At 74.1% G+C, this 25,519-nt stretch carries 26 protein-coding genes; 18 read left to right on the forward strand and 8 right to left on the reverse strand.

Annotated features, from left to right (window positions below; translation table 11 throughout):
* Positions 1-99: 99 nt before the first annotated feature.
* The gene (locus tag RGQ06_RS12385) at positions 100-1,065 is read right to left on the reverse strand and encodes a queuosine salvage family protein (RefSeq protein WP_432430623.1); all 966 of its coding nucleotides are present in this window, start codon (positions 1,063-1,065) and stop codon (positions 100-102) included.
* A gap of 14 nt (positions 1,066-1,079) precedes the next feature.
* On the opposite strand from RGQ06_RS12385, the gene RGQ06_RS12390 reads away from it, so the two are divergent.
* A complete protein-coding gene (locus RGQ06_RS12390) occupies positions 1,080-1,502 on the forward strand; it encodes a VOC family protein (protein ID WP_432430624.1) in 423 nt (140 codons plus the stop codon).
* On the opposite strand, the gene RGQ06_RS12395 is transcribed toward RGQ06_RS12390, so the two are convergent.
* Entirely contained in the window at positions 1,499-2,581 is a 1,083-nt protein-coding gene (locus tag RGQ06_RS12395; RefSeq protein ID WP_432430625.1) for a PHP domain-containing protein, read from the reverse strand. The genes RGQ06_RS12390 and RGQ06_RS12395 overlap by 4 nt on opposite strands.
* 40 nt (positions 2,582-2,621) lie before the next feature.
* On the opposite strand from RGQ06_RS12395, the gene RGQ06_RS12400 reads away from it, so the two are divergent.
* Positions 2,622-2,954 carry a zf-TFIIB domain-containing protein gene (locus RGQ06_RS12400; protein ID WP_432430626.1) on the forward strand — a complete coding sequence of 111 codons (333 nt, stop codon included), beginning with the start codon at positions 2,622-2,624 and terminating at the stop codon, positions 2,952-2,954.
* A 62-nt stretch (positions 2,955-3,016) separates the two neighbouring features.
* Here RGQ06_RS12400 and RGQ06_RS12405 read toward each other — a convergent pair whose 3' ends face one another.
* Entirely contained in the window at positions 3,017-3,595 is a 579-nt protein-coding gene (locus tag RGQ06_RS12405) for a hypothetical protein (protein ID WP_432430627.1), read from the reverse strand.
* 40 nt (positions 3,596-3,635) lie between these two features.
* On the opposite strand from RGQ06_RS12405, the gene ychF reads away from it, so the two are divergent.
* The 3 genes from ychF to rsmI all read left to right on the forward strand — a co-directional run bounded on the left by ychF (position 3,636) and on the right by rsmI (position 5,964).
* A complete protein-coding gene (gene ychF, locus RGQ06_RS12410) occupies positions 3,636-4,715 on the forward strand; it encodes a redox-regulated ATPase YchF (protein ID WP_432430628.1) in 1,080 nt (359 codons plus the stop codon).
* 83 nt (positions 4,716-4,798) lie between these two features.
* Entirely contained in the window at positions 4,799-5,146 is a 348-nt protein-coding gene (locus tag RGQ06_RS12415) for a DUF192 domain-containing protein (RefSeq protein WP_432430629.1), read from the forward strand.
* Positions 5,143-5,964: a 16S rRNA (cytidine(1402)-2'-O)-methyltransferase gene (gene rsmI, locus RGQ06_RS12420; protein ID WP_432430630.1), complete on the forward strand. Its 822-nt coding sequence runs from the start codon at positions 5,143-5,145 to the stop codon at positions 5,962-5,964. Before RGQ06_RS12415 ends, rsmI begins: the two co-directional genes overlap by 4 nt.
* Positions 5,965-6,061: 97 nt before the next feature.
* Here the strand turns inward: rsmI and RGQ06_RS12425 are convergent, their stop codons facing one another.
* Genes RGQ06_RS12425 through RGQ06_RS12435 form a run of 3 tightly spaced genes read right to left on the reverse strand, consistent with a single transcriptional unit; the run spans position 6,062 to position 8,731 of the window.
* Positions 6,062-6,934, reverse strand: coding sequence for a class I SAM-dependent methyltransferase (locus RGQ06_RS12425; RefSeq protein WP_432430631.1), 873 nt, complete (start codon positions 6,932-6,934; stop codon positions 6,062-6,064).
* Between the two features lie 5 nt (positions 6,935-6,939).
* Positions 6,940-7,941 (reverse strand): galactose-1-phosphate uridylyltransferase, encoded by a 1,002-nt coding sequence (gene galT / locus RGQ06_RS12430; RefSeq protein WP_432430632.1) that lies wholly within the window; start codon positions 7,939-7,941, stop codon positions 6,940-6,942.
* A 10-nt stretch (positions 7,942-7,951) separates the two neighbouring features.
* On the reverse strand, positions 7,952-8,731 hold the full coding sequence (locus RGQ06_RS12435) for a class I SAM-dependent methyltransferase (RefSeq protein ID WP_432430633.1): 780 nt from the start codon (positions 8,729-8,731) through the stop codon (positions 7,952-7,954).
* Between the two features lie 143 nt (positions 8,732-8,874).
* On the opposite strand from RGQ06_RS12435, the gene RGQ06_RS12440 reads away from it, so the two are divergent.
* The 8 genes from RGQ06_RS12440 to RGQ06_RS12475 all read left to right on the forward strand — a co-directional run bounded on the left by RGQ06_RS12440 (position 8,875) and on the right by RGQ06_RS12475 (position 17,540).
* Positions 8,875-9,918, forward strand: coding sequence for a hypothetical protein (locus tag RGQ06_RS12440; protein WP_432430634.1), 1,044 nt, complete (start codon positions 8,875-8,877; stop codon positions 9,916-9,918).
* Positions 9,915-10,844: a hypothetical protein gene (locus tag RGQ06_RS12445; protein WP_432430635.1), complete on the forward strand. Its 930-nt coding sequence runs from the start codon at positions 9,915-9,917 to the stop codon at positions 10,842-10,844. The genes RGQ06_RS12440 and RGQ06_RS12445 overlap by 4 nt, the downstream gene beginning before the upstream one ends.
* Entirely contained in the window at positions 10,825-11,475 is a 651-nt protein-coding gene (locus tag RGQ06_RS12450) for a DUF4129 domain-containing protein (protein ID WP_432430636.1), read from the forward strand. Before RGQ06_RS12445 ends, RGQ06_RS12450 begins: the two co-directional genes overlap by 20 nt.
* Positions 11,472-12,566 carry a DUF4350 domain-containing protein gene (locus tag RGQ06_RS12455; RefSeq protein ID WP_432430637.1) on the forward strand — a complete coding sequence of 365 codons (1,095 nt, stop codon included), beginning with the start codon at positions 11,472-11,474 and terminating at the stop codon, positions 12,564-12,566. Before RGQ06_RS12450 ends, RGQ06_RS12455 begins: the two co-directional genes overlap by 4 nt.
* Positions 12,541-13,527 carry an AAA family ATPase gene (locus RGQ06_RS12460; protein WP_432430638.1) on the forward strand — a complete coding sequence of 329 codons (987 nt, stop codon included), beginning with the start codon at positions 12,541-12,543 and terminating at the stop codon, positions 13,525-13,527. Before RGQ06_RS12455 ends, RGQ06_RS12460 begins: the two co-directional genes overlap by 26 nt.
* Positions 13,528-13,547: 20 nt before the next feature.
* On the forward strand, positions 13,548-14,930 hold the full coding sequence (locus RGQ06_RS12465) for a DUF58 domain-containing protein (protein WP_432430639.1): 1,383 nt from the start codon (positions 13,548-13,550) through the stop codon (positions 14,928-14,930).
* A gap of 64 nt (positions 14,931-14,994) precedes the next feature.
* Positions 14,995-16,779: an MFS transporter gene (locus RGQ06_RS12470; RefSeq protein ID WP_432430645.1), complete on the forward strand. Its 1,785-nt coding sequence runs from the start codon at positions 14,995-14,997 to the stop codon at positions 16,777-16,779.
* 38 nt (positions 16,780-16,817) lie between these two features.
* Positions 16,818-17,540 carry a spermidine synthase gene (locus RGQ06_RS12475; protein WP_432430640.1) on the forward strand — a complete coding sequence of 241 codons (723 nt, stop codon included), beginning with the start codon at positions 16,818-16,820 and terminating at the stop codon, positions 17,538-17,540.
* Here RGQ06_RS12475 and RGQ06_RS12480 read toward each other — a convergent pair.
* Positions 17,522-18,541: a stage II sporulation protein M gene (locus RGQ06_RS12480; RefSeq protein ID WP_432430641.1), complete on the reverse strand. Its 1,020-nt coding sequence runs from the start codon at positions 18,539-18,541 to the stop codon at positions 17,522-17,524. The two genes, RGQ06_RS12475 and RGQ06_RS12480, sit on opposite strands and share 19 nt — an antisense overlap.
* 24 nt (positions 18,542-18,565) lie before the next feature.
* On the opposite strand from RGQ06_RS12480, the gene RGQ06_RS12485 reads away from it, so the two are divergent.
* From RGQ06_RS12485 to RGQ06_RS12500, 4 genes are all read left to right on the forward strand, one after another.
* Complete coding sequence (locus RGQ06_RS12485) at positions 18,566-19,453, forward strand: RDD family protein (RefSeq protein WP_432430642.1); 888 nt, start codon at positions 18,566-18,568, stop codon at positions 19,451-19,453.
* Between the two features lie 46 nt (positions 19,454-19,499).
* On the forward strand, positions 19,500-20,681 hold the full coding sequence (locus RGQ06_RS12490; RefSeq protein ID WP_432430643.1) for a cysteine desulfurase family protein: 1,182 nt from the start codon (positions 19,500-19,502) through the stop codon (positions 20,679-20,681).
* Positions 20,678-21,706: a tRNA 2-thiouridine(34) synthase MnmA gene (gene mnmA, locus RGQ06_RS12495; protein WP_432430644.1), complete on the forward strand. Its 1,029-nt coding sequence runs from the start codon at positions 20,678-20,680 to the stop codon at positions 21,704-21,706. Before RGQ06_RS12490 ends, mnmA begins: the two co-directional genes overlap by 4 nt.
* 85 nt (positions 21,707-21,791) lie before the next feature.
* The gene (locus RGQ06_RS12500; protein ID WP_432430658.1) at positions 21,792-23,327 is read left to right on the forward strand and encodes an IS1182 family transposase; all 1,536 of its coding nucleotides are present in this window, start codon (positions 21,792-21,794) and stop codon (positions 23,325-23,327) included.
* Positions 23,328-23,478: 151 nt separating this feature from the next.
* Here the strand turns inward: RGQ06_RS12500 and RGQ06_RS12505 are convergent, their stop codons facing one another.
* The gene (locus tag RGQ06_RS12505; protein WP_432428538.1) at positions 23,479-24,366 is read right to left on the reverse strand and encodes a hypothetical protein; all 888 of its coding nucleotides are present in this window, start codon (positions 24,364-24,366) and stop codon (positions 23,479-23,481) included.
* Between the two features lie 120 nt (positions 24,367-24,486).
* On the opposite strand from RGQ06_RS12505, the gene RGQ06_RS12510 reads away from it, so the two are divergent.
* Positions 24,487-25,494 (forward strand): hypothetical protein, encoded by a 1,008-nt coding sequence (locus RGQ06_RS12510; protein ID WP_432428539.1) that lies wholly within the window; start codon positions 24,487-24,489, stop codon positions 25,492-25,494.
* The last annotated feature ends 25 nt before the right edge of the window (positions 25,495-25,519 follow it).

Consider the following 25,519-nt stretch of genomic DNA (forward strand, 5'->3'; position numbering starts at 1 on the left):
CCCAGGATGCCGGGGTGCCCTGGTGATGTCAACGCCGTTCGCTTCGCTCACTGACCGAGTTGCTCGGCAGCGCCTCACAACTCGCAGGTCGTCGCGGGATCAGTAGTACGTGCACCGGCAGCGGTGGCGGGGCCGGGCCTTCACGGCCGGGGCCTGCCCCTGCTGCCAGAGCCGGTGGTCGATGGTCGCGGCCGTGACGTCGTCGTGGCCGGCGGACCGGAGCCGCTCGACCAGCAGCTCCACCACGTGGACGGCGACGGCGCGCAGCTCCACCTCGCCGCGCTCGCCCGACGTCAGCAGCTCCTCGCGCTCGATGCGAGCTTCGAGCCCGGGGTCGACCACGAGCACGCCGGCGACCTTCAGCACGTGGGGCACCAGGTTGTCGGCGAACGCGGTCAGGGTGGCCAGGTCGTCGAACCGAGCCAGCTCGTCGTCAGCGAGGGCCCCGGCCAGGTTCGAGACGACGATCTGGGCCCGCTTGTACAGCGGCACCTCGAGGTCGTCGAGCCGGTGGCGGTCGTCCCAGCAGGGCAGCGCCCCGAGCTCGGCAGCCAGCACTGAGCCGTGCCCGTCGGCCGCACTGACCATGGCGACGGCCGAGCCCCCGTGGTGGTCGAGCAGGTGCGCACCCAGCTCGCGCCAGGCTGCGGTGAAGGCGTCGAGCAGGCCCCGCACCTCGCCGTCGAGGGGCTGGTGGAACACCTCGGCCACCTGCTCGACCGTGACCTCGGCCAGCCACGCCGCGGTCGGCACGCCGGCCTGGCGGCAGCGCTGCTGCCAGCGTGCGCCCATGGTCCGTGCGCCCGAGTGGCCGGGCAGCTTGACGACGTGGGGGAACCAGCCCGACCCGAAGTTGACGGCGTTCCACGCGACCACCCCCGTGGTCCGATCCTCGACGCCGCCCTCCCATCGCTCCTCCGGGAACGGCGTGGGAGGCGACGGATCGATGGAGGCGGCCAGCCGGTCGAGCGCCGCCTCGTCGATGTGGACCAGCTCGGCGCGCGACGCGACCTCGGCGACGCCGGCGCGGACGCGGTCGGGCAACGGGGTGCGTTCGTCGTCCATGGGAGACTCGCAGCGTGCCAGAGCTGCCCCGGTTCCACCTCGCCGTCCCGGTCGACGACCTCGCCGCCGCGGAGGCGTTCTACGGCGGGGTGCTGGGTTGCCCCTCGGGGCGCCGGTCCGACCGGTGGATCGACTGGGACCTCCACGGCCACCAGCTGGTGACCCACGTGGTCGACCGGCACCCCGGCGCCGGCGACACGAACCCCGTCGACGGGCACGAGGTGCCGGTCCCGCACTTCGGCCTGCTGCTCGACGTCGAGGCGTTCCACGTCGCGGCCGGGCGGCTCCGAGACGGCGGCGTTCCGTTCGTCATCGAGCCGTACCTGCGGTTCGCCGGCGAGCCGGGCGAGCAGTGGACGCTCTTCGTGCGCGACCCGGCCGGCAACGCCATCGAGCTGAAGGCCTTCGCCGACGACGCCGACGTGTTCCGGGTCTAGGTCGGGTGGGCCGATGCCCACTCGACGAGCTGATCCGCCGCCCACGTGTTCACGACCTGCTCTGGCGCGACGCCGTGGCGGGCGGCCTTGTCGCACCCGAACGGCTGCCACTCGAGCTGGCCGGGCGCGTGGGCGTCGGTGTCGATCGAGAGCTTGCAGCCCCACTCGAGCGCGAGCTCGAGCAGGTGGTCGGGCGGGTCCTGCCGCTCCGGGCGGCAGTTGATCTCCACCGCGGTGTCGAAGCGGGCGCAGGCGGCGAACACCACCTCGGCGTCGAAGCTGGAGCCGACCCGGCCGGCGAAGTCGCTCTTGCCGATCGGGCGCTGGTGGCCGGGCACCTTCTGGCCGGTGCAGTGGCCGAGGATGTCCACGTGCGGGCTGGCGACGGCCATCACCATGCGGCGGGTCATCTCCTTCGCGTCCATCGACAGCTTGGAGTGGACGCTGGCCACGACGACGTCGAGGCGGTCGAGGAGGTCCTCGTCCTGGTCGAGGGTGCCGTCGGCGAGGATGTCGACCTCGATGCCGGTGAGGATCCGGAAGTCGTCCCAGCGCCCGTTGAGCTCGTCGATCACGTCGAGCTGCTTCCGAAGACGGTCGGGGTCCAGGCCGTGGGCGATGGTGAGGCGGGGGGAGTGGTCGGTGAGGACCATGTACTCGTGGCCGAGGGCGCGAGCCGCCTCGGCCATCTTCTCGATCGGGGCGCCGCCGTCGGACCAGTTCGAGTGGAGGTGGCAGTCGCCCCGGAGCGCAGCCCGCAGCTCGGCACCCTCGCCGACGTCGATCGGGTTCGTCGCCTCCAGCTCGGTGAGCTTCTTCGGCGCCTTGCCGTCGAGCGCCTCGGCGATCACCGCGCTGGTGGCCGGCCCGATGCCGGGCAGCTCCGTGAGCGTGCGCTCGCGGTGGCGGGTCCGCAGCTCGTCGGGGTCGAGCTCGGCAACCAGGTCTCGGGCGTTGGCGTAGGCCCGGACCCGGCGCCCCTCCTCCAGCCGGCGATCGAGCAGGTAGACGATGCGGTCGAGCACGTCCACGGGGTCGAGCGGACCGTCGGCGGGGTCGTGATCGCAGGCGTCGGCCACGACCGAACGCTATCGCCGGCCACCACTACCCTCCTCGGGCATGCGCTGCCCCGTGTGCCTGGATGCCGACCTCGTGCCGCACATCCGGGACGGGATCGAGATCGACCACTGCCACCGGTGTCGGGGGATGTGGCTCGACCGGGGCGAGCTCGAGAAGCTGCTCGATCTGATCGAGGCCCGCTCGCCCGAGGTCCGCATCTCCACCCACGAGGCGCCGAGGACCCCGCCGCCGGTCCCCTCCGAGGTTCGCCGTGACGACCGCGACCGGTACGACGATCGCGACCGGTACGACGACCGCGACCGGGGCAGGAAGCGCAAGCGCAAGAGCCCCTTCGCCGAGATGCTCGGAGAGGTCTTCGAGGCCTTCGACTGATCGCCCCCACTGGAAATCCCGTCGATCCGTCCCACCCGTGGTGACGCAGGAACGGGATTTGGTCAGGAGAGGTCTATGAGGGCGAGGCGCAGGGCGTGGAGCTCGTCGGCGACGTCGCCGATGCGGTCCACGGCCCGGTCGGGCACGTCGACCGCGACCGCGCCGGCGGAGGCCACGACCTCGCCGAGGCGCAGCTGCAGGCGGTGCAGCTCGTCGGCCGAGCGCTCCACGGCGTCCCAGATGGCGTGGACCGAGGCGAGCTGGCGATCGAGCGACTCGGCGGCGGCCCGCAGGTCGGAGGTGTCGCGGCCGTCGTCCTCGGCCCGGGCCAGCGCGCCGCGCGCGGCCTTGAGCCGGCGGGTGATCTCGTCGGGACCGAGGTCGCCCAGCGTGGCCGCCTTGCGGTCGGTGCGCTGGGCGGCGTCGAACACGGCCCTGACGGCGGCGTGGACCTCGCCCCGCAGGGTCTCCAGCCGGTCCCGGACGGGGCCGTCGGGCGTGCGGCCGACGATGGCGTCGTAGCGGCGGGCCGCGTCGAGGGCGGCGAGCGCATCTCCCCGTCGCTCCGGCCCCACGGATCCGGGATCGAGGTCGGCGAGGGGATCCTGCGTCCCGTCCCGGTCCCTGCGCCTGAACACCATGACGGGGGACCATACCGACGCCGGTAGCCTCGCCATCCGCATGGAACGCTTCGGATTCGTCGGTCTCCCCAACGCGGGGAAGTCCTCCCTCTACAACGCCCTCTCGGGGGGCGGGGCCCTGGCCGCGCCGTACGCCTTCGCCACCACCGACCCCAACGTCGGCGTGGCCAAGGTGCCCGACCACCGCCTCGGGCTGCTCGCCGAGATGTCCAAGTCGCGCAACGTGGTGCCGGCCTCGGTGCAGTTCGTCGACATCGGTGGGCTGGTCGAGGGCGCGTCCCAGGGCGAGGGCCTCGGCAACCAGTTCCTGGCCCACATCCGCGAGGCCGACGCCGTGGTGTTCGTGCTGCGGGCCTTCGAGGACGACGACGTCCCCGGCCCGGCCGACCCGCTCGAGCACCTCCGCATCGTCGAGATCGAGCTCACGCTGGCCGACCTCGAGACCGTCGAGAAGCGCCTCGACAAGCAGCGCCGGATGTTCAAGGGCGACAAGTCCCTCGCCGGCGAGATCGCCGTGCTGGAGGAGGCCGTCGCCGTGCTCGGCGAGGGGACCCCGATCTACCGCTCCGCCATGAAGCCCGCGGCGCGCGAGGAGCTCCACCAGCACTTCCTGCTCACCAACCGCCCGGTGATCGCCATCGTCAACGTCGGCGACGACCAGCTCGACGACATCGACGCCGTCGTGAAGCCGGTCGTCGAGGAGCTCGGCGGCGTGGCCGAGGTCATCGGCATGTGCGTCCAGCTCGAGGCCGAGGCCGCCACCCTCGACACCGAGGAGGAGCGGGTGGAGATGCTCGAGGGCCTCGGGCTCGGCGAGGGCGCGCTGCCCCGCTTCCTGCACACCGCCTACCAGCTGATGGGCCTGCGCACGTACTTCACCACCGGCGAGAAGGAGAGCCGGGCGTGGACGTTCCGGGCCGGCTCCAAGGCCCCCGAGGCCGCCGGCGTCATCCACACCGACTTCCAGCGCGGCTTCATCCGGGCCGAGTGCATCCAGTGGGACGAGCTGCTCGAGTGCGGCTCCTGGAACGCGGCCAAGGACGTGGGCAAGCTCCGGGTCGAGGGCAAGGACTACGTGGTCCAGGACGGCGACGTCCTCGAGTTCCGATTCAATGTGTGAGCGAACGCCGTTCGCTGCGCTCACTTCCGGAGTTCTTCGGCTGCGCCTCAGAACTCCCACGCTCAAGCGGGCAGAATCGTCCCATGCCGTGGCTCCTGCGCGACGACCGGGTGCTGGCCAGCGTCGAGATCGCCTCGTCCCGGTCCGACCGGCGCACGGGCCTGCTCGGTCGTGACGGGTTCGAGGGCGCGCTGCTGATCGAGGGCACCCGCTCGGTCCACACCATGGGCATGCGCTTCCCGATCGACGTCGCCCACCTCGACGGTGACGGCACCGTCCTGCGCTGCGCCACGATGCCCCGCCACCGCCTCGGCATGCCGGTGCTGCGGGCCCGGAAGGTGCTGGAGGCCGAGGCCGGGTCGTTCGAGCGGTGGGGGATCTGCCCCGGCCAGGTCCTCGAGGTCCGGGTCCAGCACCCCGCCGACTCGTGAGCGGTCGCCTCGTCGTCGTCGGCACGCCGATCGGCAACCTCGGCGACCTGTCGCCGCGCGCCGTGGATGCGCTGGTCGAGGCCGACGTCATCGCCTGCGAGGACACCCGGCGCACCGGTCGGCTGCTGGCCGCCGCCGGGATCGAGCGTACGGACCTCGTGGTGGCCAACGACCACACCGAGGCGCGGGTCGCCGGGCGCCTGGTGGATCGGGCCCGGGCCGGCTCGGTCGTCGCGCTGGTGACCGATGCCGGCATGCCCGGCGTGTCCGACCCCGGCAACGATGTCGTCGCCGCCTTCGTCGACGCCGGCCTCGGCGTGGAGGTCGTGCCCGGGCCCACCGCGGTGACCACGGCGCTGGCGGCGAGCGGACTGCCCACCGGCCGGTTCGTGTTCGAGGGCTTCCTGCCCCGCAAGGGCGCCGGTCGCACCGAGCGCCTCGCTGCCGTCGCCGCCGAACCCCGCACCGTCGTGCTCTACGAGGCACCTCACCGCGCCGAGCGCACGATCGCCGACCTGGCCGAGGCGTGCGGCGCCGACCGTCCCGTCACCGTGGCGCGCGAGCTCACCAAGCTCCACGAGGAGTGGTTCCGCGGCGACCTCGCCGGCGCCGCCGACTGGCTCGCCGCCGAGCCCAAGGGTGAGTTCGTCATCGTCCTCGGCGGGGCCGCCCCGCCGCCCGAGGTCACCGACGACGAGCTGCGCGACGCCCTCGACGAGGAGGTCGCCGCCGGCGCCACCACCCGCGACGCCGTCGCCGCCGTGGTCGCCCGCTACGGCGTCGCCAAGCGCCGGGTCTACGACCTCGCCATCAGCTGAGGATGGACCGTCCCCGAGTGTGGTCGCCTCCGTGGGATTCTGGCAGCGGCTACGGAACAAGGCCCTTGGGGGCCACGTTCCGGATCCGCTGCCAGAATCAGCGGTTGGCGGCGGCCAGGACCTCATCGACCGTCGACGGGCGGTCCGTCGCCAGGAGCGCCTGGCGGAGGCCGGCGACGCCGTCGGCGCTGAGCTCCCAGACCGATTCCTCCTCGTCGGTGTGGAGCACGAAGACGTGGTGGTCCTCGAGTCCCTCGACGTGGATGGCGCCGCCGGCGAACGTGCCGGCCGGCTGGCCCTCCCAGCGCAGGTCGACGGCCAGCGCGCCGGCCTCCTCGAGGTGGTCGGCGCCGGACAGCACGGTGGCGACCGCGGCCAACCCGTCGTCGGCCCGCACCAGCGTCGGCCCACCGGGGTGGGCGGCCTCCAAGCAGCTGAGGGACTGCACGTCGGGGACCGTGGCCACGAGGGTGCCGGCGGTCGGCCACCCGGGACGACCGACGGCGCGCCGGCGTCCGGGGAGCCGGTAGAGGCGGGCCGCGCCGCTTCGCTTGGCCGGCACCAGGCCGGGCACGTCGAAGTCCACGGTCACCAGCCGCGCCCCGGTCTCGAGGATGCGGGGGAGGAGCCGCTGCAGCGTGGCGGGAGCGAGGTAGGAGAAGAGCACGTCGGCCCCCACGTCGACCGCGGGGTCGAACAGGTCGCCCTGGCGGACGTCGGCGTCCACGCCGGCATCGGCCAGGTGCTCCTTCGCTTCGGCCACGAGGTCGGCGTCGGCCTCCACGCCGGACACGGTGGCGCCACGGCGGGCCGCCGCCAGCAGGACCTGACCGTCGCCGCAGCCCAGGTCCAGCAGGTGGACCCCGGGGCCGATGCCGGCGAGGTCGAGGGCGGCCTCGACGGCCTCGGCCTGGCTGGGCGCCCAGAAGGGCCAGGTGCGGGCGGTGTCCGCCGTGTCGGGGGAGGCCACGCGGGTCAGGCGGTGGCGACGCTGACGCCGAGCGGGGCGTTGGCGCGCAGGTGATCGCAGGCCAGCTCCGGCGGCATGATGTTGATCATCACGCCGGTGCCCTGCTCGAAGCCGGCCACCGACGTGATGCGCGGGTTCACGTGCACGTGCCAGTGGAAGTCGCCCGGGTGGTGGTGCGGCGCGGTGTGGAACACGAGGTTGTAGGACACGTGGCCCATGACGGCGCGCAGCGCCATGAGCGAGTCGCGGATCGCTCGGCCCACGGCGACCAGGTCCTTCGGCGAGGCGTCGGTGAGGTGCTCGGCGTGGGTCCGCGGGATCACCAGCATCTGGTACGGCGATGCGCTCCAGAACGGGCACAGCACCAGGACCCGCTCGTCGGCGTGGACCACCCGGTGGCCGGCTTCGAGCTCGGCCTGGACGGTGGTGCAGAGCAGGCAGGAGCCGTCGAAGCGCTCGAAGCCCCGCTGCTCCTCGGCGATCTCGCCGGGGACGAAGGGGATGCCGAGCAGCTGGCCGTGGGGGTGCTCCAGCGAGGCACCCGCGGCCCGGCCGGCGTTGACGATGGCCTGCGTGTAGCGCGTGCCCGCCTGGCGACCGTGGTCCTCCATGCGGTCGCGGATGGCGGCCATCACCAGGCCGGCCTGCTTGTCGTCGAGGTCGCCCCACGACTGGTCGTGCTCCGGGGACAGCACGAGGACCTCGTGGATGCCCGACGCGTTCGCCTGGGTGAACACCGGGCCGAGGTTGGTGACCCGCATCGGCTCGCTGCCGGAGAAGGCGGGGTACTTGTTCGGCACGACCCGCACCGACCATGCGCCGTTGCTGCCGTACTCCTCGAGCGACGGGGGCGTCTCCTCCTCGTTGCCGGGGCAGAACGGGCAGGGCTGGTCGGGGTCGGCCTCGACCGGGAGCTCCCGCGACACCAGCTCGCCCGGCCGGTCCTGGCGGGTGCTGGCGATGGTCACCCAGCGACCGGTGAGGGGGTTCAGGCGGAGCTCGCTCACTGCCCGGAGACTACCCATGCCCGTTCGCGTGCCGGTACACGGTCACGTGGGCGTCGCTGGCGGCGTCGAAGCGCTCGCCAGCCCAGCCGCCATGGCGGTCGTCGACCGCGAGCCCCGCCGCGGCCGCCATGTCGTCGAGGGCATCGGGCGCGACGAAGCACACCTGCCAGGGCCGGAGCCGCACCGGCTGGCCGTCGCGGAGGTCCACGTGGTGGCCGTGCACGGTGCCCCGCACCGGGTCGGTGCGGCTCACGCGCAGCACGACCCGGTCCGCGTCGAGGCGCACCACGTCGACGTGGTCGGTCTGCTCGTCGACCCCGGCGCCGGGCACGAAGGCCTCGACCACCACGATCCCGTCGGGGCGGACGGCCCGGCGGGCCTGGGTGAGGCAGCGGCGCTGCAGCGCGTGGGTGGGCAGGTTGAAGAGCGTGTTGAAGGCGACGAGCACCGCGCCGAACGCGCCGTCCCGCACCGGCAGCTCGGCCATGTCGGCCGCGACGACGGGGACGTCGGGGTGGCGGTCGACGGAGCGGGTGAGCATCGCCAGCGACGCGTCCAGGCCGACCACCGGCACACCCGCGGCGCGCAGCGGGCCGGCCAGCCGACCGGTTCCGCTCCCCAGCTCGAGCACCGGGCCGGTGGTGCGGTCGGCCACGAACCGTGCGGTGGCCTCGGGTGGGGAGACGTCGGCGTACCAGTCGTCGTAGACATCCGCGAAGCCGTCTCCGTACGTTGCCGGTCCGTAGCCGCGCATCCCGGGGTCGTCGTCGTCTCGGATGGTCGGCTCCACCCGGGCATCTTGCCGCGCACGCCGTCACCGGAGCCGAGCCGACAGGCGAGGCGACCCAGGTCACGGTGTGGTTGGGCGGCGGAGCCGCCGGGGCGACAGCAGCCGGACGTGACCCACTGCGCAAGGTCCTAAGTTGACCGTCGATGAGCGACGACCGCCGGCGCCCCGGCCAGCACGAGTCGCGCCGGGACGAGGTGCTCCGCCGGTGGGTCGCAGACGAGGTCCACCCGTTCTCCGAGCCCGTACGGGCCGAGCTGGAGCGCAGCGGCCTCGGACGCCGCGGCGTGCGGGGTGCCGGGGACCTCGCCCGGTTGCCGGTCACGGACCTCGCCGACCTCGGCGACGGCCGCCGCTTCGTGCTCGAACCGACCGCAGCGCGCATCCAGGAGGCCGCGGGGCCCGGGCTGCGGCTCCGGCTGCTGGCCGCCGACGTCCTCGGCCGGCGCGAGGGCTTCGCCCGCCACGAGGTCGACCTGCCCTTCAAGCCGGTGCGCTGGACGGTCGAGCGCCACGTCGCCGGCCCGCTCTTCGTGGCCGCCACCCACACCGATCTGGACCGGCTCACGACCCTCGGCCGGCGGGCGCTGGCCGTCAGCGGCATCACGCTCGCCGACCGGCTCGTCTGCACCGGCACCGGCATCGGTCCGCTGCAGCTGGAGCTCGGCGCCCGAGACGCCGGCGTCGCCCACCTGGTGGTGGAGTCCCCGCTCGCGGCCACCGTCCTTGCCGATGCCGCCCCAACCGTCGTGGCCGGTCCGCCCGCGACCTTGGCCCGGCTCGTCGACGCCGGGCTCCCGGACAGCGTGCGCCTGCTGGTCGTGCACGTGGGCGCTGCGGGCGGCGAGGACCTGCCCGGTCTGCGCCGGCGGGCCGGGCGTCCGGTCCGGCTCTGGTGGGCGCCGCCCGGTGTGCGAGCCGCCTGGGCGACCTGCGAGGCCGATCAGCTCCACACCTGGCCCGAGCACGAGCACCTCGAGGTCGTCGACGGCGACGGTCTCCCCGCCGAGTCCGGTCGGCTGGTGTGGTCGGCGGTCGGGTGGCGCGGCTCGGTGTGGCTGCGGGTGGCGCTCGGGCCCCAGGGCACCCTCGACCGCAGCGCGTGCGCCTGCGGGCGGACGACGCCCCGCGTGCGAGGCGCCGCCCGCGTGCGGCGTCCGCACGAAGCGGCCACCGGGTCGCGCCGATGACGGAGCAGAGCTGGGCCGCGCCCGACAGCGCGCCGGTGCAGCCCGAGCGGCCGCTCGTGACCGCGGCGTCGGCCGGCGCGCCTCGCCGAGACCGCTCACGTCCGCCCCTGCCGCCCGTGCCCGTCGCCCTGCGCCCGATGACGACGCCCGATCTGCTCGACGGGGCCTTCGCGATCATCAAGCGCCGGCCCCGGGACGTGCTCACCCTGGCTGCGGTGCTGCTCATCCCGATCGAGGTGCTGAGCGCCGTGCTGCTCCGCGACGTGCTCGACGCGGAGGGCCTCACCGGCCTGGCCGATCCGACGACAGCGTTCGGGGAGGACGGCGAGGTGGTCGGCGCCGGCGCGGCCCTCACGTCCCTGGCCGTCGGGACGGTGTCGCTCGCCCTGCTCGCCGGAGCCCTCGGCGTGCTCGTCGACGGCTGGTACCGGGGTCGCGACGTGTCGGCCTGGGAGGCGGCGGGGGTGGCGCTGCGCCGCAGCTGGGCCCTGGTGCTCGGCACGATCCTGGTCCACGTGCTCGAGGGCATCGGCCTCCTGGCCTTCGGCGTCGGCGCCTACCTCGTCATGGCCCTGTGCCACGTGGTCAGCCCGGCGGTCACGGTCGAGGGCCTCGGACCCCTCGCCGCCATCCGGCGCTCGGTGCAGCTGACCCGCCGGCGCATCGGCCCAGCGCTCACCGTCCCCGGACTGGTCGGCCTCGTCGGCCTGCTCGTCGGGTTCGGGTTCCAGTCCGTCCCCGAGCTGGCCACCACGGTCGTACCCGACGACTGGGACTGGCTCGTGCGCGCCGCCGGCCAGATCGCCTCCCAGCTGGTGGTCGTGCCCTTCACGGCCGGCGTCGCCGTCCTGTTCCACCTCGACCTGCGCATCCGGCTCGAGGCCCACGACATCGAGCTGCGCTCCCGTGCGCTCCTGGCAGGGTGAGCCCGGCGGCCTCGTCGACCCCGACGAGGTGCGCCGCACGGCCGAGGAGATCCTGTCGCGCCCCGAGTACCGGGAGCCCCAGCCCTCGTTGCTGGACCGGGCGCTGGAGGCCATCACCGACTTCCTCGGCCGGTCCTTCGCCGCCCTCACCGGCGGGGGTGCGGGCAGCATCATCGGCCTGGTCATCACCGCCCTCGTGCTGGCGCTGGCGCTGTGGCTGCTCGCCAAGGCGCTGCGCACGTCCTGGTCCCGCTCGCCCGTCGGCGACGCGGTCGGCGTGGTCCAGGGCACCTCGGCCCCCGACGACCCCGCGGTCTGGGACGCCGAGGCCGAGCGCCTCGCGGCCGCCGGCGACCACCGCGGTGCCCTGCGCTGCCGGTACCAGGCCCTCGTCGCCGACCTCGTGCGCCGCGGCGCCGTGGACGACGTCGCCGCGCGGACCCCGGCCGAGCTGCGGCGCGAGCTGACCGGACGGCAGCCGGCCCTGGATCCGGTGCTGGACTCGGTGACCGAGCGCTTCGAGGGCGCCTGGTACGGCGGGCGGTCCGTGGACGCCGGCGCGCTCGACGCCTTCCGCGCCGACGTCGATGCCCTGCGTACCGCCGAGCTGCGACCGGCGGTCCGCTCGTGAGCCGCCGCATCGCCTTCGGCGCCCTCCTGGTGGTGGCGGTCCTCGTCGGCGCCTACCTGACCGCGGCTCGCCAGACCCAGGGCCCGCCCCTCGACCCGTCGTCCACCGCCCCCGACGGGGCCCGCGCCGTGGTCGAGCTCATCGACGCGGTGGCCACCATCGAGGTGCTCGACGAGATCCCCGGCGACGACGTCGACGCGGCCCTGGTCCTGCAGGACCGCTTCGACCGCGACGCCGGGGACGCCCTGCTCGCCTGGGTCCGTCGTGGCGGGACCCTCGTCGTCGCCGACGTGGACTCGACCTTGACACCACCCGTGACCGGCGCCGCCACCGGCGAGGTGGAGGTGACCTGCACCGGGGACGTCCCGTCCGGGCTCGCCGCTGTCGACCGCCTCGAGGTGGGCGACGGCTTCCGCGTCTCGGTCCCGGACGGCGCCGCGGGCAGCTGCGGCCCGACCGGCGACGGCGCGCTCGTCGTCGTGGAGGCCGCAGGCGACGGGCGCATCGTGAGCGTCGGCGGGACCGGCCCGTTCACGAACCGGAACCTGGACGAGGCCGACAACGCCGTCCTGGCCGCCGCCCTCCTGGCGCCCGACACCGGGAGCCGGGCCGCGTTCCTGCGCCCGTCCCTCGTCGTCGGCACCGGGGACGCCGGCCTCGTGGACCTGGTCGACACCCCGGTCCGGGCCGCGCTGGCCCAGCTCGTCGTCGCCTTCCTGCTCGCCGCGCTGTGGCGGGCCCGTCGCCTCGGCCGCCCCGTGGCGGAGCCCCAGCCGGTGCCGATCGAGGCCAGCGAGCTCACCCAGGCGGTCGGTCGCGTGCTCGCCCGCAGTCGCCGGCCGGGCCCGGCGGCGGCGGCGCTGCGCGACCGCGCCCGGCGGGACCTCTCCGCCCTGCTCGGCCTGCCGCTCGACGCGCCCGCCGAGGCGGTGGTCGAGGCCATCGCCCGACGCACCGACCTGACCGCGGCCGAGGCCCGTCGTGCCGCGATCGACCCCGTCACCACCGACGCCGACCTCGTCGAGGTCGCGACCCTGCTCACCCGCATCCGGAAGGACACCACCCATGGCCGACGTCCCACCCACGTCTGACCCCACCCCCGCCAGCTCGGACCCCCGAGCCGCCGTGATCGCCGTGCGCGACGAGGTGGCCAAGGTCGTCGTCGGTCAGGACGGCGTGCTCTCGGGCATCATCGCCGCCCTCCTCGTCGGCGGCCACGTCCTGCTCGAGGGCGTGCCTGGCGTGGCCAAGACGCTGCTGGTCAAGACGGTGGCGGCGGCCTTCGACCTGGACTTCAAGCGGATCCAGTTCACGCCGGACCTGATGCCCTCCGACGTGCTCGGCCAGGTCATCTACGACGCCGAGCAGGGCTTCCGGTTCCGGGAGGGGCCTGCCTTCACCAACGTGCTGCTCGCCGACGAGATCAACCGCACGCCGCCCAAGACCCAGGCCGCGCTGCTCGAGGCCATGGAGGAGCGACAGGTGTCGGTCGAGGGCGCGGCCCGTCGCCTGCCGGAGCCGTTCGCGGTGATCGCCACCCAGAACCCGGTCGAGTACGAGGGGACCTACCCGCTGCCCGAGGCCCAGCTCGACCGCTTCCTGTTCAAGCTCACGGTCGCCTACCCCGACGCCACCCAGGAGCAGGAGATCCTGGCCCGCCACCACGCCGGCCTCGACCCCCACGACCCCGCCTCGGCCGGCGTGCGCGCCGTCGCCGGTGCCGCCGACCTCGCCGCCGGGCGCGCCGCGGTGCAGCGCATCGACGTGGAGCCGGCCGTCCTCGGCTACGTCGTCGCCCTCGCCCGGGCCACGCGGGAGAGCCCGTCGCTCGGCCTCGGCGTGTCGCCCCGAGGCGCAGCCATGCTCCTCCACGCCGCCAAGGCGTGGGCGTGGCTCGCCGGTCGCACGTTCCTGACCCCGGACGAGGTCAAGACGGTCGTGAAGCCCACGTTCCGCCACCGCGTCCAGGTCCGCCCCGAGCTCCAGCTCGAGGGCACCACCGCCGACGCGGTGCTCGACGGCATCCTCGCCAGCGTCCCGGCGCCCCGCTGATCCCGGAGCCGGAGGCGACCATGAGCACGGTGCCTGACGGCGGCGGAGCCGCCGATCCGAGATCGGGAGGACGTGGCCTGTCCAGGACCACTCTGTGGCCCGTCCCCACCGCCCGCCTCGCCGTCGTCGCCGCCCTCGCTGCGGTCGCCGCTGCGCTGGTGCCCGGGTCGGTGGTGGAGCGGCTGCTCGTCGTGAACGGGGTGCTGCTCGCCCTCGTGCTCGTCGACTGGCTGCTCGCGCCGCGGGGCAGGTCCCTCACCATCGAGCGCGACCTGCCCGCGGTGATCACGCTGGGGGCCACGTCGACGATCACGTGGCGGGTGCGCAGCACGGCGCGCCGCCCCGTTCGCATCGCCGTGGCCGACGAGCTGGCCCCGAGCCTCGGTGCGGGCACCCGGCGCTTCCGGGGCACGATCCCCGCCGGCGGCGCGCTCACGACCTCCACGGCGCTGGCGCCCACCCGCCGGGGCCGGTTCGCGCCCACCGAGCTCGTGTGGCGGGTCGAGGGGCCGCTCGGCCTGGCCGCCCGGCAGGGCCGCCGGTCGTTGCCCACCTCGCTGCGGGTCCACCCCCGGTTCCGGTCCCGGGAGGAGGCCGAGCTGAAGATCGACCAGGCCCGCATCCTCGAGGTCGGCATGCGCTCGGCCACCGGCCGCGGCGGCGGCACCGACTTCGACCAGCTCCGGGAGTACACCGTCGACGACGAGTCCCGCCGCATCGACTGGGCAGCCACGGCCCGCGCCGGTCGCCCGATCGTGCGGACCTTCCGGGCCGAGCGCAACCAGAACGTGGTGGTCCTGTTCGACAACGGGCGCGTGATGGCGGGTCGGGTGGCGGGCGTCCCCCGGGCCGAGTTCGCCATGGACGCGGCGCTGCTCGTCACCACGGTGGCCACCCGGCTCGGTGACCGCTGCGGGCTGCTCACCTTCGATCGCACGGTCCGGGGCGTGGTCGCGCCCGGCCATGGCCGGGACCAGGTCGGCCGGGTCACCGATGCCCTCTACGAGCTCGAACCCGTGCTGGCCGAGAGCGACTACCGGGGTGCGTTCAACGAGACCCTGGTGCGGTTCCGGAAGCGGTCCCTGATCGTGCTGCTCACCGACCTGGTCGAGCAGGCGGTGGGGGAGTCGCTGCTGCCGGCGCTGCCGGTGCTGACCCGGTCCCACCTCGTGCTGGTCGGGGCCATCCAGGACCCCCAGGTGCGGGCATGGGCCGACGGCCCGGTGCACGACGCCGACGACGCCTACCGCCAGGCCGCTGCCGCCCGCACGCTGCGAGCCCGGGCCCGGGCCGCCGCACGCCTGCGAGCTGCCGGCGCCACCGTCGTCGACGTGCCACCCGACCGGCTCGCCTCCGAGCTCGGGGACGCCTACCTGGAGATGAAGGCAGCCGGGCGGCTGTAGCCCATCGACGAGTACCGTCCCCGCCCAGGGGACGGGCGAGCGCGAGGGGGATCCGGTGGCCGGCATGCGCGAGCAGGTCCGTGAGCCGTTGACGGCCATCACCGACGTGTTCCGCAACCCCGGGCTGGGGCGGGTGAACCTCGCGCTCGGCGGGTCCGAGACGGGTGATTGGGCCTATGGCGTCGCCGTCAGCATCTACGCCTACCTCGAGGGCGGCGCCACCACGGTCGGCGTCCTCGGCGTCGTCCGGTTCGTGTCCGCGGCGATCGCGTCACCCCTCACCTCGACCCTCGCCGACCGAGGCGACCGCAAGCGGATCATGGTCGGCGCCGACCTGGTCCGGTTCGTGCTCGTCGCGCTCGCGACGCTGGTCGTCGCCGTGGACGGGCCGGCCCTCGCCGTCTACGCCGCTGCCGTCCTCGCCACCCTGACGTCCACTGCGTTCCGCCCGGCGCAGGCCTCGATCATCCCGCAGCTCGCCCGGCACCCCGACGAGCTCACGGCAGCCAACGTCGCGTCCAGCACCATCGAGAGCCTGGCGTCGTTCCTCGGCCCGGCCATCGCCGGCGTGCTCCTCGCGGTCGCCGGGCTCGAGGTGGTCTTCGCCTTCAACGCCGTGACGTTCCTGTGGTCGGCGGCGGTGCTCGCCCGCCTCGAGGTGCCCGACGCCGAGACCGGCGACGACGCCGGTGCCGGCCCGCCACCGAGCACGGCGCCACCGGAGCCCACGCCCGCCCTCGTCGGCGCGTCCGAGCCCGTCGACGTCCTGGTGGAACCCAACGTGGCGATCGATCTCGAACCCGTCTCCGCCGTGCTCGCCGACGCGCTCGACGAGCCGGCGAAGGAGTCGTTCCTCACGGAGGCCAGCCAGGGGTTCCGGACCATCTGGCGCAGCCCCGACCTCCGGGTGGTCGTCGGCGTCTACTCCGCCCAGACGGTGGTCGCCGGGGCGTCGCTGGTGTTCACGGTGGCCGTGGCGCTCGACCTGCTCGGCCTCGGCGAATCGTCCGTCGGCATCCTCGACGCATCGCTCGGGGTCGGCGGCATGGTCGGGGCCGTCGTTGCCCTGGTGCTCGCCCAGCGCGGGAGCCTGGCGCGCGACTTCGGCTTCGGCGTGTTCGCCTGGGCCGCCCCGCTGCTGCTCGTCGCCGCCGTCCCGGAGCTGTGGGCCGCCCTCGTCGCCATGGTCCTGATCGGGCTCGCCAACGCCGTCGTCGACGTCAACGCCTTCACGGTGCTGCAGCGCCTGGTCCCCGACGAGGTCATGGGGCGCGTCTTCGGTGCCATGGAGAGCGCGCTCATCGGGGCCATGGCCATCGGCTCCCTCGCCATGCCGCTGCTCATCGTCACGGTCGGCCTGCGCCCCGGCCTGGTGATCGTGGGTGGGGTCGTCTGCCTCATCGCCGTGGCCGCCATGCCCCGGCTGCGCCACGTCGACGCAGTGGCGCTCGCCCCCGCCGGCCTCGACTCGCTCCGGAGCCTGTCGATGCTGGCGCCGCTGCCGCTGCGGGTGCTCGAGCGCCTGGCCCGCAGCTCCGAGGTCCACCGGTTCGCCGCCGGCGCCACGATCTTCGCCGAGGGTGACGACGGCGACCGCTTCTACGTGATCGAGGAGGGCGAGGTCGCCGTCTCGATCGGCCGGGAGGAGGTCGGCCGGCTGGTCGCCGGCGGGTGCTTCGGCGAGATCGCCCTCCTGCGCGACGTTCCCCGCACCGCCACCGTCCGGGCCCTCACCGACGTGCGGTGCCGCTCGCTGTCCCAGGACGTGTTCGTCCCCGCGGTCACCGGTCACGGCGGTGCCCGGGCCCAGGCCGAGCAGGTGGTGGACGGCTGGCTCGGCTCGGTCTGACCCCCGGCGTGTGAGCACCGGCGTGTGAGGATGGCCGTGTGAGCAGGCTCTTCGAGGAGATCGACCGTCGCGACACCCCCATCGGGGAGATCAGCGTCCGACGTCGCCTCGAGCCCACGCTGCAGATCGACGTCTACGAGGTGAAGCTGGGCGACGAGCACCTGATGTCGAGCATCTTCACCGTCGCCGAGGAGGAGCTGGCCCGCCTCGGCCTCGCCGCCGTCGGTCCGGACGTGGGGCCCGACGGCATCGACGTCGTCGTCGGTGGGCTCGGCCTGGGGTACACGGCCCGGGCAGCGCTGGAGGACGACCGGGTCCGCTCCCTGCACGTCGTGGAGAAGCTGGCCGCGGTCATCGACTGGCAGGAGGAGGGGATCTTCCCGGACGCCGACGTGCTCACCGGCGACGCCCGCACCCGCCTGGTCGAGGCCGACTTCTTCGCCTGCGTCGCCGACGGCACCCCGTTCACGGCCGGCGAGCCCGAGCGGTTCCACGCCGTCCTCCTCGACGTGGACCACACGCCCCGCCACGTGCTCCACCCGAGCCACGCCGCGTTCTACGAGCCGGACGGCCTCGAGCGCATGGCCGAGCGCATCCACCCCGGTGGGGTGTTCGCGCTGTGGTCGGACGACCCGCCCGACGACGCCTTCGTGGCGTCGGCCGAGCAGGTGTTCGCCACCGTCGCCGCCCACGAGGTGTGGTTCCCGAACTTCCACACCGGCGGCGAGGCCATGAACACCGTCTACGTCGCCACCGTGTAGCCGGACATCTCGTGGATGCGGTCCGCCGGCAGTGACCGATCGACGGAAGATGCGGTGGCGGCCCGGCCGAGGCGGACGATGTAGGTGATGAAGGCGACCTCGACCAGCACGCCGATGCCCACCCGCACGAGCGTCGGCAGGGGGGAGCCGGTGACGAAGCCCTCGATGAGCCCGGCGACGACGAACGCGCCGACGAGGCCGAGCACCACGACCACCGACTGACGCCCCTCCTCGGTGAGCGCCTGCAGGCGCGGGCGGTCGCCGGGGTCGATGAGCGTCCAGCCGAGCCGCAGGCCGGCGCCGCCGGCGACGATGACGGCGCTGATCTCGAGCAGGCCGTGGGGGAGGATCAGGCCCCAGAACCGCTCCCACTCGCCGACGGCGTGGAAGAGGCCGCCGGCCAGGCCGACGTTGGCGCCGTTGAAGGCCAGGATCCCGGCGGTCGGGATGCAGGCGAGGATGCCGATCGCGAACGCGGTGATCGACACCTGGATGTTGTTGAAGGTGACGTCGGCGGCGAACTGGCTGGCCGGCTCGGAGGAGTAGTACGCCTCGAAGTCCTCCTCGACGTAGGCGGCGCGCACGGCCTCGGGAGCGGAGGCGTCGAGGGCGGCGTCGCTGGTGGCGATCCAGGTGCCGACGGCGAACGCCGGGAGCAGGGTCAGCACCGCGGCGGCCAGCACGAAGTGTCGGATGCGCCACACGGCGCCGGGGAACGTGACCAGCACGAAGTCCCGCACCGCCGCGCGCGCCGACGAGCGGGCCCCGTAGATGGCGGCGTTGGCATCGGCGACGAGGCGGGTGAGCAGCGCGGTGAGCGAGGGGTCGCCGTACGCGGCGCGGACGTGGGAGAGGTGGCCCGAGACCCGCTGGTACAGCTGCACCAGCTCGTCGAGCTCGGCCGGCTCCAGGCGGTGGGCCCCGCGCCGACCGCGCCGGGCCAGGTGCGCCAGGCGGTCCCAGGCCGGCTGGTGCTCGGTGATGTAGCGGTCGAGGTCCACAGGTGGCCGGTACCGTACCGAGGCGTGACCACGACCCAGCCTGCGCCCGTGCCGCCGGGTCGGGACCTGGCCGGGGAGGGCATCGTCACGCCCGAGGCGGTGCTGCTCGAGTTCGCCGTCGCCGGCCTCGGCAGCCGGTCGCTGGCCTTCCTCATCGACCTCGGCATCCGGGCCGCGCTGCTGTGGCTCGTGTTCATCGGCACCGCGGCGGGCGGGCTCGTCGTCGACGACACGGTGCTGGTGGTGGTCTCGATCGCGGCCGTGTTCTCGGCGCTGCTCGTCTACCCGGCGCTCACCGAGACGGTGTGGAACGGCCGCACCCCCGGGAAGATGGCGATGGGCCTGCGGGTGGTCACGATCGAGGGCGCGCCGGTCCGCTTCCGCCACGCCGCCATCCGCTCCGCCCTCGGCATCGTCGACTTCCTGCTCGGCGCCGGCACCCTCGCCATCCTCAGCGCCCTCGCCACCCGCCAGAGCCAGCGCCTGGGCGACCTCGCCGCCGGCACCATCGTCATCCGCGAGCGCCAGGTGCGCACCGACTCCCGCCCGGTCGCGTTCTCGCCCCCGCCCGGCTGGGAGTCCTACACCGCCGCCCTCGACGTGTCCCGCCTGCGCGGCGATGCCTACGTGCTGGTGCGGGCGTTCCTGCTCCGGGTGCACGAGCTGGAGCCGACCGCCCGCCGCCAGCGGGCTGCGTCCCTGGCCGAGCGGGTCGCGGCCACGATCGACGTGCCCCTGCATCCCGGCACCGACGCCGAGGCGTTCCTCGTCGCCGTCGCCGCTGCCCACCAGGCCCGCCACGGCGACCGCGGAGTGGTGCCGATGTCCTCCTCCGTGCCACCGCCGGCGGGCAAGGTCGTGCCCCCTCCCGTCGTCGACGTCGACCAGCCCGCCGACACCTGGGGTCTCTAGGAACTGGCAGTGCTCCTGTAGCGCGCGCCACCCGTAGCCTGGGGCGGTGGCCTACCTCGACCACGCCGCCACGACCCCCGTGCGCCCTGAGGCGCGCGACGCGATGCTCCCGTGGCTCGGCGACCGCACCGGCAACCCGTCCGGCGCGCACCGCCTCGCCCGCGACGCCCGCCGGGCGATCGACGACGCCCGGGACACCTTCGCCGAGGTCACCGGCTTCGACCCGGGCGACATCGTCTTCACCGCCGGTGGCACCGAGGCCGACAACCTGGCCGTGCTCGGCGTGCTCGATGCCGTCGACCGGCCCGGCGCCACCGCGGCCTGCCCGGCCAGCGAGCACCACGCCGTGCTCGAGGCGGTCGAGCACCGCCACGGCCGCATCGTGCGCGTCCGCGCCGACGGGCGAGTCGACCTCGACCACCTGGCCGAGCTGCTCGACGACACCGTGGCCGTGGTGTCGGTGATGGCGGTGAACAACGAGACCGGCGTGATCGCCGACCTGCACGCCGTCCTCGACCTCGTCGTCGACCTCGCGCCCGGCGCGGTGGTGCACACCGACGCGGTGCAGGCCCTCACCTGGCTGGACCTGCCCGCGGCCACGACCTCGCCGTCGGGTCGACGGGTCGACCTGCTGTCGCTCTCCGCCCACAAGTTCGGTGGTCCGCAGGGCGTCGGCGTCCTCGCCGTGCGTGCCGGCACGCCGCTGCAGCCACGGTTGCTCGGTGGCGGGCAGGAGCGCGGCCGGCGATCGGGGACCCAGAACGTGGCCGGCATCGTGGGCGCGGCGGCCGCAGCCCGCACCGCCACCGACACGAGGGCCGAGACGGTCGACCGCCTCGGCGCGCTGCGGGACCGCCTCGCCGACGGCCTCCACGACGCCATCGACGGCCTGGTCGAGACCGCCGTCGACCCGGTCACCCGTGACCGCGCCGGCAAGATCGCCGGCAGCTGCCACGTGTGCATCCCCGGCATCGAGGCCGAGGCGCTCCTCGTCCTGCTCGAGGACCGCGACGTGTTCGCCTCGGCCGCGTCCTCGTGCGCGTCCGGCGCCCAGGACCCGAGCCACGTGCTCGCGGCCATGGGGGTCCCCCGAGACGTCGCCGCCGGCAGCCTGCGCCTCTCGCTCGGATGGTCCAGCACCGACGCCGACGTCGACGCCGCCCTCGACGCGGTGCCTGCCGCCGTCGAACGGCTGCGGAGCTTCTCGCCATCGGGGAGCCCCGCATGAGGGTCCTGGTCGCCATGTCCGGCGGCGTCGACTCCTCCGTCGCCGCGGCGCTGCTCCAGGAGCAGGGCCACGACGTCGTCGGCGTCACCATGAAGCTCTGGGGCGGCGAGTCGGACTCGGGCTGCTGCTCGGTGTCCGACGTCGACGACGCCCGCCGGGTCGCCGACGAGCTCGGCATCGACCACCACGTCTTCAACTTCGGCGACGACTTCACCCGCGACGTCATCGAGCCCTACGTCGCCGACCACGCCGCCGGCCGCACGCCCAACCCCTGCATCGAGTGCAACCGGCACCTCAAGTTCGACCGCCTGCTCCACCGGGCCGAGGCGCTCGGCTTCGACACCGTCGCCACCGGCCACCACGTGCGCCTCGCCACCGACGGCCTCGGCCGGCCCCACCTGGCCCGGGCCCACGACGCGGCCAAGGACCAGAGCTACGTCCTCTACGTCGTGGCCGGCGACGTGCTCGACCGGGTCTCGTTCCCGGTCGGTGACATGACCAAGGACGAGGTGCGGGCCCACGCCGCCCGCCTCGGCCTGCGCACCGCGTCCAAGCCGGACAGCCAGGACGTGTGCTTCATCACCTCGGTCGAGGGCCGCCGGGGCTTCCTCCAGGGTCGGATCGACTACACGCCCGGCCGGGTCGTCGACGCCGCCGGCACCGAGGTCGGCCGGGTCGACGCGGTCGAGCTGGTCACCATCGGCCAGCGCCGAGGCCTGGACATCGGCGGCAACCCCACCCCGCGCTACGCCGTGGATGTCGACGTCCCCGCGGCGACGGTCACCATCGGCGACGCCGACGCCCTGCTGGCCGACGCGGTCGGGCTGGCCGACGTCGTCTGGGCCCACGACCCGATCGAAGGCCCGGTGCTCGCCCAGTGCAGCGCCCACGGCTCGCCGCACCCGGCCACGGTCAGGGGCACGACCGTCACCTTCGACGAGCCCCAGCGCCGCCTCGCCCCCGGCCAGTCGGTCGTGCTCTACCGCGGCGACCTGGTCGTCGGCGGCGGCATCGCCCAGCGCTGAGCGGACCCCGAACTAGGAGACTGCTGAGCAAACCGGTGTGATCGGGGTGCTCGCGATCTCGCGGCGGTTTCGGTAGACCGCGGGTATGCAGGGCAGCAGCGATCAGGACCGAGAACTGCTCGACGCGGGTGCTCTGGTCGGGCATCTGGTGGCGGAGGGGTCGGTGCATCGGTTCTTGGCCGATCACCGACACCGGCTGTTCCCTGATGCGATGTTCGAGGACCTGTTCCCCTCCAAGCGTGGGCGGCCGTCGGTGCCAGCCGATGTGATCGCCACGGTGATGGTGCTCCAAGCGTTGGAGGGCCGCTCGGACCGCGAAGCGATCGACGCCTTGCGGACCGATCTGCGCTGGAAGGTTGCCGCCGGATTGGCGTTGGATCATGAGGGCTTCCATCCGACGGTGCTGACGTTGTGGCGCAACAAGCTGCGAGCGAGCGAGTCCCCGGAGCGGATCTTCGACGCCGTCCGAGCGGTCGTGGCCGAGACCGGGGTGTTGGCCGGCAAGACTCGCCGGGCGCTGGACTCGACGCTGCTGGATGATGCGGTCGCAACCCAGGACACGGTCACCCAGCTCGTGTCGATGATCCGCCGGGTCCGCAAGGCTGTCCCCGCCGCGGCGACGGTCGAGGTGTCCGGCCATGACTACGACTCGCCCGGCAAACCCGCATGTGCGTGGGACGACCCGGCTGCCCGTGACGAGCTGATCACCGGGCTCGTCAACGACGCCCTCGCCATCCTCAACGCGCTCGACGGGATCGACCTCGACGACGACCAACGCCAACTCGTGGCGCTGTTGGCACTCGTGGCCGGACAGGACGTCGAACCCGACCCGGAACGGGGTGAGGGCACCTGGCGGATCGTTCGTGGTGTCGCCTCGGAGCGGGTGATCTCCACGGTCGACCCGGAGTCGCGGCACATGCACAAGTCCCGGTCCAGCTACCGAGACGGCTACAAGGCCCACGTCGTGGTCGAGCCCGACACCGGGATCATCACCAACTGTGACCTCACCCCGGCCAACGAAGGCGATGGTCCCGTCGGCGCCCGACTCCTCGAGGGCGAAGACCCTGGCCTGGACGTGCTGGCCGACTCCGCCTACGGCTCCGGCCCGGTCCGAGCAGCGCTCGCCGCGAACGACCACACGGCGGTCATCAAGCCCTGGCCGCTCGGGAGGAACCCGAACCTCGGTGACGACCAGTTCCACCGAGACGACTTCCTTGTCGACCACGCCGCCCGCACCGTCACCTGCCCCGCCGGCATCACGATCTCGATCCACGCGAGCGGCAACGCAACCTTCGGCGCCCGCTGCCGTGGTTGTCCATCACGGCACCGCTGCACCAGCGCTGCCAAGGGCAAGACGGTCAAGCTCACCGACCACGACGAATGGCTCGTCACCGCCCGGGCGAACTGGCGAGCCGGCACCCACCTGGCCGACTACCGCCAGCACCGTCCCATGGTCGAGCGCACCATCGCTTGGCTTGTCGCCAACGGCCATCGCCGTGTCCGCTTCCGTGGTGTCCAACGCAACCGGCTCGGTCTCAGTCACCGGGCCGCCGCGCTCAACCTGCGACGCCTGCTCAACCTCGGCCTCCACCACGCACCCACCGGCTGGGCCATCACCTAAAGGCGGGCCCGGGGAGGACAAGGAAGGGACCACACCTACGGGTTCAACCCATCCCGGGTGACCGGCTCACACCCTCTTCACGCCGGCTCTTCGGTTCGGTCACTTCCCCGGACCCACCGCCAAGCCTAGAAGCCAGTTGCTCAGCAGTCTCCTAGCTGACGGGGAGCTTGCGCTCGGCGGCGATCTCGAGCGTGGTGGCCGGGCGACCCGGCGTCACCAGCAGCGCCGGCACGCCGGCGGTCTCGACCGTCTCGCGGCCCTGGCGCAGGCCGACCTTGAACGGCTCGGCGGTGCGCAGCTCGAGGGCCAAGCCGAGGGCCCCGCCGGTGAGGTCCAAGGACCCGTCCTTGGTGGCGTCGGCATCGGCCGGCCCGATGCGGCGCAGGAGGTGGCGCTGCAGCAGCACGGGCTCGGCCATGGCGATCGGGTCGTGGACCACGACGCCGGCGGGGACGAACACCAGCCACCGGCGGCTGAGGAGGTGGAGGCGCAGGGCGACGGCGACGACGATCGGCACGCCGAGGACGAGGGCGATCCCGCCGGCGATCCACTGCTCGGCGGCGAGCAGCAGCGGCCCGGCCACCAGCCCGGCGGCGGCGAGGGCCCAGGCGATCGGCACCGGACCCACGGCCATGGCGACCGGGACCCGGAGGGCGACGCGGCGCTCGTCGCCGTAGCTCGAGCCGTCGACGAAGGCATCCGCCGTGGCCGGCGACAGGGCGGCGACGGCGGCCAGCACGGCAACGACGATGCCGGCGAGGCCCCACGCGAGCTCGTCGGAGGCGAACGCTGCCCAGGTGCAGAGCAGCACCGCACCGGGCGCCAGCGCCCGGACGACGGTGAGGGTCACGGTGCGCAGCACGAGCGACGCCGCGAGCACACCACCCCATCCGGCCCAGGCCATGACCGAGGCCACGAGCTGCACGGCCCGGCTGCGATCGGCGAGGGCGTCGGCGACGGCCGGGCCGGCCACGACCGGCAGCAGCAGCCACAGGGCACGGAACGGCCACGGTGCGGCGAGGGGGAGGGAGCGGGGCATGGCCCCGACAGATTTGCCCGGGGAGCCCGGCGGTGGCTATTCCGGTGTCATGCGGAACCAGGGGGAACGGTCCGGCGGAGCCCCCGCCGGCCGCGGTTCACCGAGGCGGAGCGAGCGGTCATGAAGGCGATCAACCTCCGAGTCGGCACGGCGTCGGCCATCGGGAGCATGCCGCACCGGCAGGTCGACGCGGCCGTGGCGGTGGCCATGGCCGCCTGCGCCGATCTCCCGGCCGCGCCGTCCCTGCCCGCCCGCGATCCCCGCGAGGGCATGGTCGCCCAGGGGGCGTGGGGCCTGCGCGGCGTCGACATCGGCACCGACGGCGCGCTGCGCATCGTCGGCGACCTCGACCCCACCGACCCCTTCGGCGGCGAGCCCACCCTCGAGGGCCCGGCCTTCGCCGGCCTGCGCGCCTTCCTGGAGGCGAGCCGCCACCGCACTGCGGCGATCAAGCTGCAGCTCACCGGCCCGGTCACGCTCGGCCTCGCCCTCATCGAGGCCGGCGCCGATCCGGACCTCGCCTTCGCCACCGCCCGCGCCGCCGTCGCGGCCCGGGCCCGCACCATGCTCTCGACCGCGCTGCGCATCGCGCCGCTGGCCCCCCAGGTCGCGTTCGTCGACGAGCCGTCCCTGGTCGCGCTGTCCCGTCCCGACTTCCCGCTCGCCACCGACGACGCGCTCGACCTGGTGTCCAGTGCCCTCGCCGCGGTGGAGCCCTTCGCCGTCACCGGTCTCCACTGCTGCGGCGACACCGACTGGCGCCTGGCGCTGGCCACCGGCCCACAGATCGTGTCGCTGCCGATCGGGCCGACCATCTCCGATCACGCCGGCGCCCTCGGGGTCCACCTCGATCGCGGCGGTTGGGTGGCGTGGGGCGCGGTGCCGACCTCCCGTCCCGTGGGCGACTCCTCCGACCGGCTGTGGCGTGCGCTGTCGGACACGTGGTGCGACCTGGTCCAGCGGGGCTGCGACGCGCTGCGCCTCCGCGAGCAGGCGCTGGTGACGCCCGAGTGCGGCCTGGCCATGCACGATCCGGTGCAGGCCGAGCACATCCTCGCCCTCACCGTCGACCTGGCCGAGCGGGTCCGCCGCCAGTCCTTCGGCGTGCGCCTCTCCGTCGGCGCGTAGCCTCCAGCCGCTGCGAATAACGTCG

Source organism: Salinilacustrithrix flava (assembly GCF_041228405.1).
GTDB lineage: Bacteria > Actinomycetota > Acidimicrobiia > Acidimicrobiales > Salinilacustritrichaceae > Salinilacustrithrix > Salinilacustrithrix flava.

What these genes read in the sequence shown, in the direction of transcription:
- RGQ06_RS12470 (WP_432430645.1), top strand. Translation starts at nt 14,995, where the DNA reads ATGCGCGAGCAGGTCCGTGAGCCGTTGACGGCCATCACCGACGTGTTC.
- mnmA (WP_432430644.1), top strand. Translation starts at nt 20,678, where the DNA reads ATGAGGGTCCTGGTCGCCATGTCCGGCGGCGTCGACTCCTCCGTCGCC.
- RGQ06_RS12500 (WP_432430658.1), top strand. Translation starts at nt 21,792, where the DNA reads ATGCAGGGCAGCAGCGATCAGGACCGAGAACTGCTCGACGCGGGTGCT.
- RGQ06_RS12445 (WP_432430635.1), top strand. Translation starts at nt 9,915, where the DNA reads ATGACGGAGCAGAGCTGGGCCGCGCCCGACAGCGCGCCGGTGCAGCCC.
- RGQ06_RS12405 (WP_432430627.1), bottom strand. Translation starts at nt 3,595, where the DNA reads ATGGTGTTCAGGCGCAGGGACCGGGACGGGACGCAGGATCCCCTCGCC.
- RGQ06_RS12400 (WP_432430626.1), top strand. Translation starts at nt 2,622, where the DNA reads ATGCGCTGCCCCGTGTGCCTGGATGCCGACCTCGTGCCGCACATCCGG.
- RGQ06_RS12385 (WP_432430623.1), bottom strand. Translation starts at nt 1,065, where the DNA reads ATGGACGACGAACGCACCCCGTTGCCCGACCGCGTCCGCGCCGGCGTC.
- ychF (WP_432430628.1), top strand. Translation starts at nt 3,636, where the DNA reads ATGGAACGCTTCGGATTCGTCGGTCTCCCCAACGCGGGGAAGTCCTCC.
- RGQ06_RS12440 (WP_432430634.1), top strand. Translation starts at nt 8,875, where the DNA reads ATGAGCGACGACCGCCGGCGCCCCGGCCAGCACGAGTCGCGCCGGGAC.
- RGQ06_RS12465 (WP_432430639.1), top strand. Translation starts at nt 13,548, where the DNA reads ATGAGCACGGTGCCTGACGGCGGCGGAGCCGCCGATCCGAGATCGGGA.
- RGQ06_RS12510 (WP_432428539.1), top strand. Translation starts at nt 24,487, where the DNA reads ATGAAGGCGATCAACCTCCGAGTCGGCACGGCGTCGGCCATCGGGAGC.
- RGQ06_RS12505 (WP_432428538.1), bottom strand. Translation starts at nt 24,366, where the DNA reads ATGCCCCGCTCCCTCCCCCTCGCCGCACCGTGGCCGTTCCGTGCCCTG.
- RGQ06_RS12415 (WP_432430629.1), top strand. Translation starts at nt 4,799, where the DNA reads ATGCCGTGGCTCCTGCGCGACGACCGGGTGCTGGCCAGCGTCGAGATC.
- RGQ06_RS12460 (WP_432430638.1), top strand. Translation starts at nt 12,541, where the DNA reads ATGGCCGACGTCCCACCCACGTCTGACCCCACCCCCGCCAGCTCGGAC.